Source organism: Syntrophothermus lipocalidus DSM 12680, from assembly GCF_000092405.1.
GTDB lineage: Bacteria > Bacillota > Syntrophomonadia > Syntrophomonadales > Syntrophothermaceae > Syntrophothermus > Syntrophothermus lipocalidus.
The window spans coordinates 1632352-1649625 of the sequence record NC_014220.1 but is presented as its reverse complement, the minus strand read 5'-3'; the positions used below and the strand labels follow the sequence as shown (position 1 = coordinate 1649625).

The 17274-nt window shown below is 50.5% G+C and carries 10 protein-coding genes and 1 pseudogene; 7 read left to right on the top strand and 4 right to left on the bottom strand.

The features are described from left to right. Positions 1 to 144: 144 nt before the first annotated feature. On the bottom strand, positions 145 to 3351 hold the full coding sequence (gene carB, locus SLIP_RS07835; RefSeq protein ID WP_013175741.1) for a carbamoyl-phosphate synthase large subunit: 3207 nt from the start codon (positions 3349 to 3351) through the stop codon (positions 145 to 147). Positions 3352 to 3396: 45 nt separating this feature from the next. Continuing rightward, a pseudogene (locus tag SLIP_RS13175) lies at positions 3397 to 3474 on the bottom strand (hypothetical protein); the annotation flags it as partial. A gap of 700 nt (positions 3475 to 4174) precedes the next feature. Here SLIP_RS13175 and SLIP_RS07830 point away from each other — a divergent pair. After that, on the top strand, positions 4175 to 5554 hold the full coding sequence (locus SLIP_RS07830) for an aspartate ammonia-lyase (RefSeq protein ID WP_013175739.1): 1380 nt from the start codon (positions 4175 to 4177) through the stop codon (positions 5552 to 5554). Between the two features lie 43 nt (positions 5555 to 5597). On the opposite strand, the gene hydF is transcribed toward SLIP_RS07830, so the two are convergent. Then, entirely contained in the window at positions 5598 to 6845 is a 1248-nt protein-coding gene (gene hydF / locus SLIP_RS07825) for a [FeFe] hydrogenase H-cluster maturation GTPase HydF (protein ID WP_041432888.1), read from the bottom strand. Positions 6846 to 7143: 298 nt separating this feature from the next. Here hydF and asnB point away from each other — a divergent pair, with 298 nt between their 5' ends. The 4 genes from asnB to SLIP_RS07805 all read left to right on the top strand — a co-directional run bounded on the left by asnB (position 7144) and on the right by SLIP_RS07805 (position 12926). Then, positions 7144 to 8991 carry an asparagine synthase (glutamine-hydrolyzing) gene (gene asnB / locus SLIP_RS07820; RefSeq protein WP_013175737.1) on the top strand — a complete coding sequence of 616 codons (1848 nt, stop codon included), beginning with the start codon at positions 7144 to 7146 and terminating at the stop codon, positions 8989 to 8991. 215 nt (positions 8992 to 9206) lie between these two features. Further along, entirely contained in the window at positions 9207 to 9545 is a 339-nt protein-coding gene (locus tag SLIP_RS07815; protein WP_013175736.1) for a P-II family nitrogen regulator, read from the top strand. Positions 9546 to 9667: 122 nt separating this feature from the next. After that, positions 9668 to 10999, top strand: a complete 1332-nt coding sequence (locus SLIP_RS07810; RefSeq protein WP_013175735.1) for an ammonium transporter — start codon at positions 9668 to 9670, stop codon at positions 10997 to 10999. 277 nt (positions 11000 to 11276) lie between these two features. Continuing rightward, positions 11277 to 12926 carry an NAD+ synthase gene (locus tag SLIP_RS07805; protein ID WP_013175734.1) on the top strand — a complete coding sequence of 550 codons (1650 nt, stop codon included), beginning with the start codon at positions 11277 to 11279 and terminating at the stop codon, positions 12924 to 12926. A 254-nt stretch (positions 12927 to 13180) separates the two neighbouring features. On the opposite strand, the gene glnA (SLIP_RS07800) is transcribed toward SLIP_RS07805, so the two are convergent. Further along, positions 13181 to 14617 carry a type I glutamate--ammonia ligase gene (gene glnA, locus SLIP_RS07800; RefSeq protein WP_013175733.1) on the bottom strand — a complete coding sequence of 479 codons (1437 nt, stop codon included), beginning with the start codon at positions 14615 to 14617 and terminating at the stop codon, positions 13181 to 13183. 554 nt (positions 14618 to 15171) lie between these two features. On the opposite strand from glnA (SLIP_RS07800), the gene SLIP_RS07795 reads away from it, so the two are divergent. Both SLIP_RS07795 and glnA (SLIP_RS07790) read left to right on the top strand, forming a co-directional pair. Further along, positions 15172 to 15795 carry an ANTAR domain-containing response regulator gene (locus SLIP_RS07795; protein ID WP_207635736.1) on the top strand — a complete coding sequence of 208 codons (624 nt, stop codon included), beginning with the start codon at positions 15172 to 15174 and terminating at the stop codon, positions 15793 to 15795. 19 nt (positions 15796 to 15814) lie between these two features. Further along, entirely contained in the window at positions 15815 to 17146 is a 1332-nt protein-coding gene (gene glnA, locus SLIP_RS07790) for a type I glutamate--ammonia ligase (protein WP_013175731.1), read from the top strand. The last annotated feature ends 128 nt before the right edge of the window (positions 17147 to 17274 follow it).

Genomic DNA, 17274 nt, shown 5'->3' with positions numbered 1-17274 from the left:
AACGACCGGTGTTCAACCAATCCAATCTGTGATCGAGAATTTTACATAATTTCCAAAAATAGAACTAAACCAGAGCGATAACCAACATTACCAACAGAAACGTCTCCATTCATTGTTGAGCGCGTGTTAAACGGGATTATAAATTCAGGACAAATATTCCTCCAGGCAGACCGCGCTAAATTCCCGCCCTTTTTTCAAGTTGCGGATAACATCCAGCACCACCCTGGTAGTATCAAGAGAAGTCAAGCACGGAATACCGAGCTCCACTGCAGCCCGGCGGATTTGGAATCCATCGCTGTATGGTTTTCTACCCTTGCTGAGGGTATTAACGACGAAATCAACCTGATCTTGCCTAATTAGATCCACGATCGTCGGGTGCCCCTCGCTCAGCTTGTTCACCCTGTGCACCTCTATACCTGTTTTCTGCAAAGCCTCAGCCGTACCTGCCGTAGCCATTATGGTAAATCCCAGATCATAGAATCCTCTGATAATGGGCAAGGCTTCCTTCTTATCTTTGTCAGCTACCGTGACTAAGATAGTGCCGGATTCGGGTATGCTGATGCCGGCTCCTATCAGAGCTTTATATAAGGCTTTTTCTAAACAGACATCAATTCCCAATACTTCACCCGTAGACTTCATCTCCGGTCCCAAAGAAATATCGACTTCCAGCAGCTTACCAAAAGAGAACACTGGAGCTTTAACGGCATAGTACGGCGGAACGGGGTACAGTCCGCTCTCATAACCTAATTCGCTCAGTGTTTTACCCAAGATTATATCGGTAGCCAGTTTGACCATAGGTATGCCGGTTACCTTACTGATATAGGGAACCGTACGACTAGAGCGGGGATTTACCTCAAGGACGTAGAGTTCTCCCTCGAATTCCACGAACTGGATGTTGATAAGGCCCTTCACCGCGAGAGCCCTCGCCAGTTTGGTAGTGTAATCCACAATTTTTTCCTTTGTGTCTTGGGATATTTGGTGGGCAGGATAAACGGCGATGCTATCGCCCGAGTGAACTCCGGCTCTTTCTATATGTTGCATTATACCAGGAATCAGCACATCCTGCCCGTCGGATATAGCGTCAACTTCCAATTCCTTTCCTCCGAGGTACTTATCTACCAGAATCGGAAATTCCCTCGATACCTTGACTGCTCCGCGCATGTATTCGACCATTTCCGTTTCGTTATACACGATTTCCATCGCCCTGCCACCTAAAACGTACGATGGCCGAACCAGCACCGGGTAGCCGATGCGTTCCGCTACCTCCAAGCCCCCCTCTATCGAAGTTACGGATCCTCCAGGCGGTCGTGGAATACCTAACGATTCGACCAGTTCGTCAAAGCGATCCCGGTTTTCGGCCCGGTCTATGCTCTCGAAGCTTGTGCCGAGAATCTTCACTCCGGCTTGCTGCAGCTGTTGGGCGAGGTTGATGGCTGTCTGTCCTCCAAATTGTACAATAACTCCTTCTGGATTTTCCTCTTCGATGATGTTCATGACATCTTCCCATACAAGAGGTTCGAAGTAAAGCCGGTCCGAGGTGTCAAAGTCAGTGCTTACTGTTTCCGGGTTGTTGTTAACGATGATGGCTTTTATTCCGGCTTGGCGCAAAGCCCAAACGCAATGAACCGAGCAGTAGTCGAATTCGATGCCCTGCCCGATCCTGATAGGACCTGCTCCTATAACCAGTACCTTGCGCTCGTCCGTCTCTTGCCGGGCTTCATCTTCGTTTTCGTAGCAAGAATAATAATAAGGAGTTTCAGCCTGAAACTCAGCCGCACAAGTATCTACCAACTTGTAAGTCGGTACTATTCCCAACTCTTTTCTCAGGTTTCTGATGTCCGCCTCGGAACCGTTCTTTAAGGCCGCGATCTCTTGGTCAGCAAAACCCATCCGCTTGGCCTGACACAGAAGATCCTTTGTAAGTTTTTCCTCTTCTATCCTTTTCCTCATGTCGACTATGTTCCTCACCTTACGGAGGAAGAACTTATCGATGCGGGATAAGTCCCAAATCTCATCCACCGTCATGCCACGCCGGATAGCTTCAGCGATAACGAAAATCCTCTCATCATCGGCATGCTTCAGCCTGAATCTTATCTCGTCATCGTTCAAAGCCGTAAGTTCGGGTAGAACCAGTCCGCATACCCCTTGCTCCAAAGAACGGACACCTTTAAGCAGTGCCGCTTCCAGAGTACGATCGATGGCCATGACCTCCCCTGTAGCTTTCATCTGAGTACCGAGGGTGCGATCGCCGCCCCCAAACTTGTCGAACGGCCAACGAGGAATCTTCACTACTACATAGTCTATAGCCGGTTCAAAGCAGGCGCTGGTCTTACCGGTTATACGGTTTGGAATCTCATCCAGGTGATATCCTATGGCTATCTTGGTGGTAACTCTAGCGATGGGATAACCTGTAGCTTTTGAAGCCAGAGCGCTGGAACGACTAACTCTGGGATTGACCTCGATAACATAATACTCTGAACTGAAGGGATTAAGAGCAAACTGGATGTTACACCCACCAGCAATACCCAAAGCCCTTATTATCTTTAGAGAAGCGTTGCGCAACATCTGGTATTCTTCGTCGTTCAGGGTGAGTGCCGGCGCTACGACAATACTATCTCCAGTGTGAATCCCCATGGGGTCGATGTTCTCCATGCTACAGATGGTTATACAGTTGTCATTAGCATCCCTCATAACCTCGAACTCTATCTCTTTGAAGCCGGCAACACTCCTTTCAATGAGCACCTGGTGGATTACACTCATCTTCAGTCCCTTGGTGGCAATAACCCTTAGTTCTCCTTCGCTGTAAGCGGTTCCGCCCCCGGTTCCTCCGAGGGTATAAGCAGGTCTAACAATAACAGGGTACCCGATACGTTGGGCAAACTCGACGGCTGCTTCTACGTCTTCCACGATAGTGCTTTCCGGCACCGGCTCACCGATTTCTTGCATGGTCTTCTTGAACAATTCGCGGTCTTCCGCTTTCTGAATAGCCTCAAGAGGCGTTCCTAAAAGCGGTATCCCCGTCTCCTCGAGAATACCCATCTTGTGCAGAGCCAGGGCCATGTTCAATCCAACCTGACCGCCCAGGTTGGCAATGATGCCATCAGGCTGCTCTTTACGTAGAATCCGCGCTACTACTTCCGGGACAAGGGGCTCAAGGTAGACCCTATCTGCTATATTACTGTCGGTCATAATAGTAGCGGGATTGCTGTTGACTAAAACAACTTGTACTCCTTCTTCTTTCAAAGCTCGACATGCTTGAGTACCTGCGTAGTCGAACTCCGCCGCCTGGCCAATTATAATCGGGCCAGATCCAATGACCATAACTTTCTTGAGTTCACTCTTTAACGGCATACGAATGATTCCTCCCTACGCGTTTACTGTTGTTGCTTCCAAAGAGTTCGTATTAGGCATGCAGCTTACAGTGGTGAACCCTCCTGCCGCTGCTGCTCTGGTACCCGAGGCAATATCCTCCTCCCGTCATCAGATACAATAAAGCCATTCTGACCGCGACCTCGTTTGTGACCTGTTTTTTACCGGTTCTTGCGCCGCTTAAACACGATTTTCCCCTACTTCCTCATGCGGTGTATCAAATAAAAATGCCTTCCCCGCTAGCAGGGAAGGCTTGAAATCCACCTCCATCAACCTGGTACTAACCGGCCTCCCTTGCTAGCCTCTCAGGACTACTTTAAAGGGATGCTTCACGTCTCAACGATTTTTTCAATTACCACCTCGTCTCTGCCGTCAGTCTCTTTCATCCTTACCCTTTCGGTCTCTTTGATCTTCTGAGCAATCCTTTTCGCCAAGGACCCTCCTCGTCTTCGTATCCCAACCAGGGCCATATCAGCTACCCCAAGGCATAAATAAAGCCTACCTCCCGTAAAGAAGGAAGGTAGGCTCCAATCTCTCAGCGTTTCCCTTGCCAGCCTCACGGGGCTAACTTAAAGGTTTCTGTCGTCATTCTAAGACAAGGCCCACTTCGTGTCAAGCACCCGTTTTCTTTTACTGTTATCGTTCTATGATATTGGCAGCATTTACAGCGGACGAGGGAACGTTTCGTTCTTTCTTTTTGGAAGTTCCGCTAGGTGTCCAAAAAGAAGTAAAATGGAACTGAAAGGCGGCGGCTAATACTGGTACATTGGCGATGCGAGACATGGCCATACATGGAGGCGATAAGATGAGGAAGGAAAGCGACGTTCTGGGGGAGTTGTTTATCGAAGACGATGTGTACTACGGGCTCCAGACCGCGCGAGCAGCACTCTATTTTGCGGTCAGTGATGCCAGAGTACATCCGGAACTTATCCGGGCTATCGCTTTGATAAAAAAGGTGGCGGCCCAGACCAATACGGAGATAGGGGATCTTGACCCGGTGATCGGCCACGCTATCGTCCAGGCAGCGGAAGAAGTTATGTCGGGGAGGTGGGATGACCAGTTTCCAATCAGTGCCATTCAGGGTGGGGCCGGGACGTCAACCAACGCCAACGTTAACGAAGTCATCGCCAACCGGGCCTTGGAAATACTGGGACTGCCGAAAGGAAGCTATGACCGGATTCATCCCAACGACCACGTAAACCTTCATCAATCTACCAACGACGTTTACTCGACTGCTATGCGCCTAGCTGCTCTCCAATTGTTAGAGGAACTGTCTTGGCGTTTCGCTGAGCTTCAAGAAGCATTACAAGAAAAAGAAAGAGAATTCGCCCATATCATCAAACTCGGGCGTACCCAGCTGCAGGATGCGGTGCCCATAACCTTGGGGCAGGAGTTCGGGGCATATGCCCAAGCTATCGCTAGAGACCGCTGGCGCCTTTACAAGGTAGGGGAGCGACTGCGACAGGTCAGCTTGGGGGGGACTGCGGTCGGCACCGGCATTAACGCTCCTTTAAAGTACATTTACCTGGTGAATGAAAAACTGCGGATGGAGTTTCCTTTCGGCTTGGCCAGGAACGAAAACCTGGTTGACGGCATTCAGAACATGGATGTTTTTGTAGAGGTTTCGGGACTCTTGAAGGCGGCAGCGGTTAACCTGGCCAAGATCAGCAACGATCTACGCTTGTTGGCTTCCGGACCACGAGGGGGAATAGGAGAGATCAGGCTACCTGAGCTACAGGCCGGATCCACCATCATGCCAGGGAAGGTAAACCCGGTTATACCGGAGTTGATAAATCAGGTCAGCATAAAGGTAATAGCAAACGATCTGGCCATTACTTTGGCCGCAGAAGGTGGGCAGCTTGAGTTAAACGCTTTTTCTCCGACTATCGCCCACTGCTTGCTGGAATCGATGAAGTTGTTAAGAAAAGCAGTCGACATATTCATTAATTACTGCATAAAAGGAGTAGAGGCCAATGAAGAACGGTGCCGGGAACTCGTCGAAAAAAGCACCGTTTATGCCACGGTGCTTACACCTTATCTCGGGTACGATACCTGCAGCGAGCTAGCCTTGGAGTCTATAAGGCGCGGTATCAGTTTTCGCCATCTGGTTTTGGAAAAAGGTCTTATGACCGAAGAAACGCTCGACAAACTACTTGAAGTCGAACGTTTGACCAGGCCAGGCTGACTCACGAGTTCTAAAACCAGCCTTAAACCTTTTATATCGGCTGTCAGGCGGTTTGAGGTTTCTGTTTAGTTTCTTCCCAAGCCATCAAGGCCAGAGGAAACGGCTTCAGGGCTCTTTCCAGTATGCCGTGAACAAAAGCCAGAAGAACCCCGTAGTTAACTATCGGAACCCCGGCTTTTTTTGCCTGCTCGATACGGTGTAGCATCTCGCGGCGATTGATCATGCAGGCGCCGCAGTGCACTATCAGGTCGAATTCGGCCAGGTTTTCCGGGTAGCCGGTACCCGAAGACCACTCGAAGTAAAGTTCGCCCCCGACGTACTGGCGGAGCCACCTGGGAATCTGGGTCTTGCCGATATCGTCGGGCTGGCGGTGATGGGTGCAGGCTTCGGCGATCAGAACCCGATCCCCCGGTTTCAGTTCCTTGATTTTGGCTGCACCTTTGACAAGTTCCACCAGGTCTCCTTTATACCTAGCCATTAAGATCGAAAAGGAGGTCATGAGTACGTCTTCGGGAGTGTCACCTGCTACCTTCAGGAACGCTTGGGAGTCCGTAACCACGATCTTGGGCTTAATCGCCAGATATTTAAAAGCTAACCGGAGTTCGCGTTCCTTCACCACCAGTCCCATCATGTCATGGTCCAGAAGATCCCTTAAAGTCTGCACTTGAGGAAGGATAAGCCTACCCTTGGGTGCGGCCGTGTCGATGGGCACAACTAATATCGCCAGCTCTCCAGGCTGCAAGAGGTCACTGATTATGTTAGGCTCCTCGAACTGACGGGGGGCTGCTTTGATCATCTGCTGCTTTAGCTCTTCCAACCCGGATCTAGTTAGAGAACTCACGGGGATGATGGGTTTCCCCAGCACTTCTTCCCAGGTTTTGACGGTTTCGAGAGAAAACTCTGGAGTGTCGGCTTTGGACGCTGCGAATACTATGGGAATGTTTTTCTTTTCAATGGTCTCTTTTAAGCGGGTTTCGAATTCTCCTACTCCTAGGACCGGGTCGATGACCAGTACAGCCAGGTCAGTCTTGTTCAGGACCTCCATGGTTTTCTTTATACGTAACTGGCCTAAGAATCCCTCGTCGTCGATTCCAGCGGTGTCGATTATCTCTACCGGGCCTATGGGTAGTATCTCCATGGCCTTGTATACCGGGTCTGTGGTGGTGCCGGCCATAGGAGAGACCAGGGCAATATCCTGATTCGTTAGTGCATTGATAAGGCTGGACTTACCGACATTGCGACGGCCAAATATAGCTATGTGCAATCTCATTCCCCTGGGAGTAGTTTCCATCATTATCACCTCCTGGATAAAAGGGTTCGGGGTCGAGCTCCACAACTTCCCATCCGATAATAGCACAAAGTCAGGCTGATGGCCATATCATCCGCGAGGAGTGCAGTGTTGAGGTTGCAATTGTGGTAGGGCGAAAACATTTTCGAACGTTTAAGGTGGGCTAATACTTCCCATAGAGTTCCAGCAACATTCTTCATACGTTTTCATAAACATATGACAGGCAAAGGTGCCGCAGGAGAGTTGTCTCTTGCGTGCGCCTTTTTTTTGCACAAGACGACCTCAGACAGGAGTGATGAATATGTGCGGAATCGCTGGCTGGATTGATTGGAAGCGAGATGTATCACAGTACCGCAAGGTAATCGAGGTCATGACAGATACCCTTTCTCATCGGGGACCAGACGCACGAGGTTTTTGGTTGTTACCTAATGTTGCTCTGGGGCACCGCCGCCTCGTGGTGGTTGATCCCGAAGGGGGGTCTCAGCCCATGACTCGAAAAAAAGGTAAGAGGGAGTGTACCATAGTCTATAACGGCGAGCTCTACAACGGAGAGGAGTTGCGATCGGATTTAGAAGCTCGCGGGTATATCTTTCAGACTAGAAACTCCGACACGGAAGTTTTGCTTATGGCCTATATCGAATGGGGACCGTTGTCGGTCGAACGGCTCAACGGTATTTTCGCTTTCGCTGTATGGGATGAAACTGAACAGAGTTTGTTTTTAGCCCGGGACCGACTGGGCGTAAAACCATTGTTTTATTATGAGTACACGGACGGGCTGATTTTCGGCTCGGAGCTCAAGGCCCTGCTTGCTCACCCTGAAATTGAACCCCGCCTAGATGCAGAGGGACTGGCTGAGGTTTTGGTAATGGGACCAGCCAGAACCCCAGGGCACGGAGTTTATCAAGGGGTAAAGGAGTTGAAGCCCGGTCACTACATGGTGTTTAACCGAAAAGGCGTACACATTCACAGGTACTGGAGGCTGGAAAACCGCCCGCACGAAGACGATGCCGAAATTACGGCAGCACGCATTTTGGACTTACTGCAGGACACTGTATCAAGACAACTAGTGGCCGATGTCCCTGTATGCACTCTGCTGTCAGGAGGGTTGGATTCAAGTGCTCTGACTGCTTTCGCGGTTCGTGTCTTCGAACGAGAAGGTCGGGGAAGACTCCACACGTTTTCGGTTGCTTATGAGGGCAGCGAACAATACTTTACACCGGACCTGTTTCAACCAGACACTGACAATCATTGGGTGCAAAAAGTATCGGAGAGTCTAGGAACAGTTCACCACTCGGTTACCATTGATGTGAATGAGCTGCATGAAACCTTGGATTCCGCGCAATGGGCTAATGACCTTCCAGGCATGGCTGATATTGACTCGTCCCTGTACCTCTTTTGCAGGGAAGTGAGGAAAGAGGCTACGGTGGCGTTATCGGGAGAATGCGCCGATGAGGTGTTTGGCGGTTATCCCTGGTTTTATGGCAAGGGGATTCAGAATACCTCGGTATTTCCCTGGATGAGAATGTTGGACGAAAGGATGGATATGTTGTCCCCTGAGGTGGTAAACCATATTCGACCCAGAGAATATGTAGCCGATCGTTTACACGACGCTCTTGCCGAAGTACCCAGGCTTCGACAAGAATCGACTTGGGAAGCCAAGATGCGGGAAATGACCTATCTAAGTATAACTCGGTTCATGCCCACTCTGTTAGACCGGAAAGACCGGATGAGCATGGCATGGGGGCTCGAGATCCGGGTTCCTTTTAGTGATCACAGGCTGGTCGAGTACGTCTGGAATATACCTTGGGGCACTAAGACTTATGGGGGGATGCCCAAAGGTATTTTACGGAAGGCCCTGGAAGGAGTCCTGCCGGATGAGGTTTTAGCTCGACCAAAAAACCCGTATCCCAAGACCCATCACCCCAAATATGCGGCCCTTGTTCGCAAAAATCTACTTCGAGTACTGGATTCAACGGACTCACCACTCTTGCCCTTGCTCAACGTTGGTAAAGTTAGAGAAGCTGCACTCCGCGGAGACGAGGTCTTTAAGCTGCCCTGGTTTGGTCAATTGATGGGTGATACCCAGTATTTTGCCTTTTTACTTCAAGTACACTGGTGGTTGAAGAGAGCTCGAGTTCGAATAATTTAAAAACGGAGTTTAGCAGTATACAGTATAACCGAGTCGACCCCCTTGCCTACTTTCGACTCAACAGCTATACTAAACGTGGTAATTGCATAAGCGAGACAGGCAAAGGCGCTTGGGTGATCGTTGAGTATCACAAACAAGCGCCTTTTTCTGCTTCCGCTTTGAATACGAGGCACCATCAGGGTTTGAGGTGCTGGAAATTAAGGAGGAGGGCAGGGATGAAGAAAATTGAAGCTATCATCAGGCCGAGTAAGTTGGAGGAGCTCAAGGAAGCGCTGGCAAAACTAGAAGTCAGAGGTATGACTATCTACGAGGTTTCCGGCCGCGGGCTGCAGCGAGGAGAAAAGCAGTATTACCGTGGACGAGAGCTGTCAGTGGATCTCTTCCCCAAGGTTAAGGTTGAACTGGTGTGTCGGGATCACTGGGTGGAAAGAATCATAGAAACCATAGTGAACGTTTGTGCCACCGGCAATATAGGTGACGGGAAGATATTCGTATACCCTGTGGAAGAGATCGTCCGCATACGAACAGGAGAGCGAGGAGAGTCGGCCTTATAGGCTGAGGGTTGCCGGTAGTAAAAGAACGAAAATAGAGCGAGCGAAGGCGCTGGTGAGACCGGGGACCTCAACCGGTCGAAGATAACTAGCGCTTTTTTTACTCTAAACGAGGAGGGATTGATATGACGGGCATAAGGCGAGGTTTGTCGATGGCGTTGGTAAACATGGGACTCCTGATAGCAGCAGTATCACCGCCGGCTTGGGCTGCAGGGCCTTCATCTCTTGATTCTGGCGATACGTCGTTCATTTTGATTTGCGCTTCTCTGGTCTTCTTGATGACCCCTGGATTGGCCCTCTTTTATGGGGGCATGGTCCGGCGCAAAAACGTCCTGAGTATCTTAATGCAGTGTTTTGTCATCATGGGTCTGGTATCCGTACAGTGGGTGTTGGTTGGGTATTCCCTGTGTTTCGGTCCTGATATCGGGCACGTCGTTGGCGGGTTGGATTGGGTTGGCTTAAGAGGGGTCGGCACCGGACCTAATGCCGATTATGCCGCTAGCATACCACATTACGCGTTTTCCGCCTTCCAGATGATGTTCGCTATCATCACTGCAGCTTTGATTACCGGGGCAATTGCCGAGCGCATGAGGTTTTCGGCTTTCGTGTTGTTTGTCTTGCTCTGGACTACCTTAGTTTACGATCCCCTTGCCCACTGGGTCTGGGGTGTTGGCGGGTGGTTGAGGAACCTTGGAGCCCTCGATTTTGCTGGAGGAACAGTTGTACACATAAGCTCCGGATTGGCCGGATTAGCTGGTGCTCTGGTGCTGGGTAAGAGAGCGAATTTAGGAAAGGAGACTATGATCCCGCACAATTTGCCTTTTACGGTTATAGGGGCCGGCCTTCTATGGTTTGGATGGTTCGGATTTAACGCCGGCAGTGCCCTTGCGGCTAACGGCCTAGCTGCGAGCGCGTTCGTGGTGACGAATACCTGCGCGGCTACAGCAGCTCTTTCCTGGGCTGCAGCCGAATGGGTCCACCACGGAAAGCCTACGGTCCTGGGGGTGGCTTCTGGGATAGTGGCCGGTTTGGTAGCGATTACGCCCGCCGCAGGGTTTGTGGGGCCTGCTGCTGCGGTATTAATTGGTCTGGTGGCTGGACCTGCCTGCTATTTTGCTGTTAGCAAGGCCAAAGCCGCTTTGGGATACGATGATGCCCTCGACGCGTTCGGTGTTCACGGGGTTGGCGGCACGTTGGGTGCTATTCTTACAGGGGTTTTCGCTAGTACAACCGTGAACCCTGCTGGTGCGAACGGCCTTTTGTACGGTAATCCGCGTTTGGTGCTGATTCAAATCGCAGCGGTTCTTGCAAGTATAGTTTATGCTTTTGTAGTAACAGCTATCATATTGAAGGCAGTGAACCTGGTAACGCCTTTACGGGTGCCGAAGGAAGAAGAGGAGGTCGGCCTAGACGTAACCCAACACGGTGAAGAAGCGTATGGCTACGACGTGGCCTGACCGACGCTGTTAGCTTCGAGGGAGAGTGTTAACTGACCGGTTAACCCTCTGTAAAAGCGCGTGTGAGTGTACATGAATTAGGCGTCTTAGTTGCAGAGGTATAACCATGAAGTGTAATATATGCCTGTAGGATAAGCGGGGCGATGGGTTTGGACCGCCCCATAGTGCTTTCACCGCAAAAAATGCAAGAAACAAGCCGGACCTCGGGTGCCGACACCAAGCCAATTGGTGTACTCTGCTGGTTGGCCGTAAGATACGAGAGGAGGAGGTAATGAGCATGATAGTAGGCTTGGCCCAACTCAATCCTGTGGTAGGAGACATAGAGGGCAATTTAAAGAAAATCGAAGACACACTTGCCCAGTACAGTCCGTGTGGTGTTGACCTTTTGATTTTTCCGGAACTGTTTATAACCGGATATCCTCCACGGGATCTCTTGGAAAAGCCTTGGTTTTTGAAAAAGGTAGAAAAGTCTGTGACCAGGCTCAGGCAGTTATCTCTTAGGTATCCGGGCACAGGTATACTTATAGGACTACCGGTGCCCACGGATGGAACAGTTGGCAGGGGGCTTTACAACGGTGCGATTCTCATATACCAGGGAAGAGAGATCGGCAGGACTGCGAAGACGCTCCTTCCCATATACGACGTGTTCGACGAAGAGCGGTATTTTGATCCGGCTCCTAGGGTGGAAACTGTTCCTTTTAAAGGGGAAGTCCTGGGCGTATCCATATGCGAGGACGCCTGGAACGACCCTGAACTATGGCCCAGTCGAAGAATGTACTCTTTTGACCCCATTGAAGCCCTGGCAAAACAAGGAGCAACACTGTTGGTTAACATCTCGGCTTCGCCTTTTACGGTGGGCAAGGAAGAAATCCGATACCGCCTTATCCGTAACCATGCCCGTAGGCACAATATCCCTTTTATATACGTCAACCAGGTTGGCGGGAACGACGAACTGGTATTCGACGGTAGGAGCATGGCATTTAACCGGCGCGGCGAACTCCTGTATTTAGGGGCTCCGTTCAAAGAGGAGATCGGGATAATCGACACGGAAAAAGAAACAGACACATTCTTATACTCTTCTCAAGACCGGATCCAGTCGGTTTTCGAAGCATTGGTTTTGGGCACGAGGGACTATTTAAAAAAATGCGGGTTTAAAAAAGCGGTGATCGGACTTTCCGGGGGCATTGACTCCGCTGTTACTTGTTGCATAGCGGTGGAAGCACTGGGAAGAGAAAACGTGCTCGGCATCTCCATGCCGTCGCCTTATTCATCTGCTGGTAGCGTTACCGATTCTCAGAAACTGGCGTCGAATTTGGGTATCCAGTTTCTGGTCATTCCTATCACCCAGGTTTTCGAATCATACCTGACCATATTTGACGGTTTTTTGGAAGGACGAAGGCTGGACATCGCGGAGGAAAACCTGCAGGCGCGTATCAGGGGTAATATTCTCATGGCCTTTGCTAACAGGTTCGGTTACTTGGTGCTGTCTACTGGCAACAAGAGCGAACTGGCGGTTGGTTACTGTACTTTGTACGGCGATATGAGCGGGGGTCTGAGCGTACTGGCTGATGTGCCCAAAACCATGGTATATGACTTAGCCGGCTACATCAACCGCTCGAAAGAAATCATCCCTCTCGAAATCATCCACAAAGCCCCGTCGGCCGAACTCAGGCCAGGACAAACCGACCAGGATACTTTACCACCGTATCCTTTGTTAGACCAAATACTTTATCTATATGTCGAAGAGAATCTGGGGGTTGAGGAGATTGTCCAGCTAGGGCTGGACGAGGACACCGTCAAAAAAGTGGTAAGATCTGTCAATGCGAGCGAGTACAAACGGCGACAAGCTGCCCCGGGCCTAAAAGTGACCAGCAAGGCGTTCGGGATGGGGCGCAGGATGCCCATCGCTGCCCGAATTGAGGTGTAGAAAGTCTTAAAACTGCGGCGCCGTAAGGCAGTTTTCTTTTTTAGCGACAAAGGGATTCAGCATGGGACCCGGTTATGTTTTTTGCCTCAAGAAGAGTTAGAGAGACCGAGATGTACCAGGCGATTGTCAAACCCGAGTAGAACAACTTGGGTTATGAGTTTATACTGAGCTACAGTGGGCATAAAAAAGCAGGGATGTTTCCCTGCTCAAAAACAGATATTTGTTGTCGGACAAAGGGTTGCTGCAGTACCTGTTTACAGGTCGAAATACAGCTGAAACTCGTACGGATGTGGCCTGAGTTTAATGGGTTCGACCTCTTTTTCCCGCTTGTACTTGATCCAGACCTCGAGCAGGTCGGTGGTGAAAACGTTGCCTTTGAGCAGAAAGTCGTGGTCTTCTTCCAGGGCGTTCAAGGCTTCTTCAAGAGACCCGGGGACAGTTCTGATCTTGGCAGCTTCTTGTTCGTCGAGCTCATAGATGTTCTTGTCGACGGGATCTCCCGGATCGATTTCATTTTCGATTCCGTCCAAGCCGGCCATGAGCATGGCGGCGAAAGCCAGATACGGGTTGCAGGACGGGTCAGGCGGTCTAAACTCGATGCGCTTGGACTTTGGATTGTCAGTATATACCGGAATACGAATCGCCGCGCTCCGGTTCCGCATGGAGTAAACCAAGTTCACGGGAGCTTCAAAACCGGGGACCAGCCGCTTGTACGAGTTGGTGGTTGGGGCACAGAATGCCATCAGAGCCGGGGCGTGTTTTAACAGTCCCCCGATGTAGTACTTGGCCAGCTGGCTTAAAAGCCCATACCCTTTGGGGTCGTAGAAAAGGTTAACCCCATCCTTCCACAAGGACTGGTGGGTATGCATTCCGGAGCCGTTGTCCTGAAATAGCGGTTTGGGCATGAAGGTGACCACCTTGTTGTGGCGCCGGGCCACGTTTTTGACCACGTACTTGTACATCATGCACTTGTCGGCCATGCGTACGAGCGAGTCAAACCTCATGTCAATCTCGGCCTGGCCGCCACTAGCGACTTCGTGGTGGTGAACCTCTACTCCAATCCCAACTCCCATAAGCACTTTAACCATTTCGCTCCGCAGGTCCTGGTGTGAGTCGTGGGGCGGTACCGGGAAATACCCCTCCTTGTAACGGGCCTTATAACCTAGATTCGGGTTTTCCTGGCGCCCGGTGTTCCATTCTCCTTCAATCGAATCCAAATAGTAGTACCCAAAGTTGACGCTTTGATCGAAACGGACGTCGTCAAAGATGAAGAACTCCATTTCCGGGCCCCAATAGCTGGTGTCGGCGATCCCGGTCGATTTCAGGTAGGCTTCGGCCTTCTTGGCTACGTACCGCGGGTCGCGGCTGTACGGCTGGCGGGTAATCGGATCGTAGATGTCGCATATCATGGAAAGGGTGAATGCTTTACAGACCGGATCAATAACCGCGGTGTCGGGATCCGGGATGAGTATCATGTCGCTTTCTTGAATCTGCTGAAACCCACGAATACTGGAACCGTCAAATCCTACGCCTTCTCGAAATAGACCGCCTTCAGCGACGTTATCAACTCCTGTCAGTTCACTCGATGGCATGGAAAAGTGCTGCCACAGTCCCGGTAAGTCGTTGAACTTCAGGTCGATGAAGGTGATTCCTTTGTCCTTTATCAGTGCTGAAATTTCTTCTGGAGTCATCATGTTTGCCTCCTTTCAACTTGAATTCGGCGAAGCTCTCCCGTCTGCGACTGTTCTTGCCGTTGAAACGCCTTTTCACCTCCTTGCATCGTTCAGGAAACAGTCGCCCTGGTTTTGTACAGGGGTCCGCATCGCCAAAAAAAGAAAGCCCTCCCTTCGTTTGAAGGAAGGACTTCATCGTCCCTGGTTGGCGGCAAGCATATGCCGCTACAAACATATCTATATCCTTTTTAGCTTGATTATACCTAAGGGCCAACTAATGTCAATGCATCAAGAGCCAAAATCGTCAAGTATACATTATCCCCACATTTTGCTCGGCCGCGACTCATATTATATCCCGTTGACGGCGGCTCCGATGCTTAACTCCGTTAAGGGGCCAGGCATATTGAACCGGGTACGACCCTATGCAGGTATACTTTGCAAGTATACAGTATATGATAGATGCGGTTATTGATATTTGGACCAGAATTGATAGAATTGAGGTTGGTAACATGAAGGATAAGGATTTTTGGTGATTTTTGCGGACAATGGCGTCCCGACGGAGATCATACGGATTGATCACGGTCGAGACGGCTTTTTTTTTGAGAGGCGGTGATACGATTGTGCCCAGGATAAAGGTTCTCGTAGCAGACGCTTCAGAAACAAGACGCTCAGCTTTGAGGGACGGGTTGGTTCGGTTAGGATGCCAAGTACTGGCCGAAGCTAACAGTGTGCCGGACATGCTGCGCAAGGTGAGGACTGTATTGCCGGATCTTGTCATCATTGACGAAGGGCTGGAAGGTGGTAATGCCTTGGAGGCAGCCCGTATCATCGAGTCAGATGACTTGGCTGCAATCCTGATTATGGTCAGGCGAAGGGATAACCCCGACCTTAAAGAGTTCCATTACTGTTTTTACCCAGTAACCGAAACGAGTTTGGTGGCTGCTGTTGACGCCGCTCTTCTGTATCGTGAACGAATTCGGGGACTACGCAAGGAGGTTCAGAAACTGAAAGAGACCCTGAATACTCGCAAGGTTGTGGAGAAAGCCAAAGGTATACTTATGAAAACGATGAACCTAGATGAAGAACAAGCCCACCGGCTGATACAAAAGCAGAGCATGAACAAAGGGATTCCCGTCCGTGAGGTTGCAAGGGCGATTATTTTGACTTATGAAATCGGAAAAGAAACCAAAGATTAGGAAAGGGGAGTATAACTCAATGGAAGAGCATCGCAAGGCAGAAATAATGGAGAGGGTTAAGGAAAAGGGGGTTAGGTTCATACGGCTGCAGTTTACAGACGTTCTTGGAATCTTGAAAAACGTGGCTATACCTGTGAGCCAACTGGAGAAAGCCCTTGACGGAGAACTAATGTTTGACGGTTCGTCAATTGCCGGCTTCGTAGGGATAGAGGAGTCAGACATGTATTTGGTACCGGACCCGGATACCTTTGTGGTTTTTCCCTGGCGGCCTGCCGTAGGAGCTGTGGCCAGGCTAATATGCGATGTCTACACTAAAGACAGGAAGCCCTTCGTCGGATGTCCCCGTTACAACTTGAAACGGGTTTTGAAGGAAGCGGAAATGATGGGTTACACGATGTACGTGGGACCGGAGGTGGAGTTCTTCTTGTTCTTACTAGATGACCAGGGCAGGCCCACAGTGAGGACCCATGACGAAGCTACCTATTTCGATCTAGCTCCTACCGACCGCGGCGAAGACGCCCGCCGGGACATGGTTATGACTCTGGAAGATATGGGATTTGAAGTCGAGGCTTCACATCACGAGGTGGCACCAGGACAGCACGAGATTGACTTCAAATACGACGATGCTTTGAAAATAGCGGACGCAATAATGACCTTCAAACTGGTAGTGCATTCGATAGCTCAAAGGCACGGGTTGCACGCATCGTTTATGCCCAAACCGATTTACGGCCGCAACGGGTCAGGTATGCACACACACCAATCACTGGCTCGAAACGGGCAAAACGTATTCTTTGACCCCGCCCGGCCTGATGGACTGAGCGATACTGCTCGCTATTACATCGGCGGGATTCTCAAACATGCCCGGGCGTTTTCAGCTGTCACTAACCCGACAGTGAATTCATACAAGAGACTGGTTCCCGGATTTGAGGCTCCGGTGTACATGGCCTGGTCCGAAACCAACAGGAGCTGTCTTATCAGAGTTCCGGCCAAACGCGGCTCCAGTACCCGCATAGAGGTCCGTAATCCGGATCCGGCTTGCAACCCTTACCTGGCTCTTGCGGTCATGCTGAAAGCAGGTTTGGATGGGGTGATGAACCGTATCTCGCCACCAGAGCCTGTGAACCAGAACATCTACCACATGAGCGAAGAGGAAAGAGCCAGCTTGGGAGTTGAAAGCCTTCCTGCGAATCTGGCTGAGGCATTAGAGGAGTTGAAGATGAACCAGGTCATAAGAGACGCGATGGGTGAACACATTTACGAGCAGTTTATGAGGGTTAAATTAGACGAGTGGAACCGTTACCAGAGATTTGTACATCCCTGGGAATTGGATGAATATTTAGCACTTTTCTAGATACCTCATATCTGGCATCGAGTGGTTCTGGAAGAGGTGAGATGCAAAGGAGCGTTGTCACCGAACAGGATGGGGACAAAGGGGTCCTCCGGGGCTGGTGGGGCTAGATGCCGGCCTTAGAGTTTGAG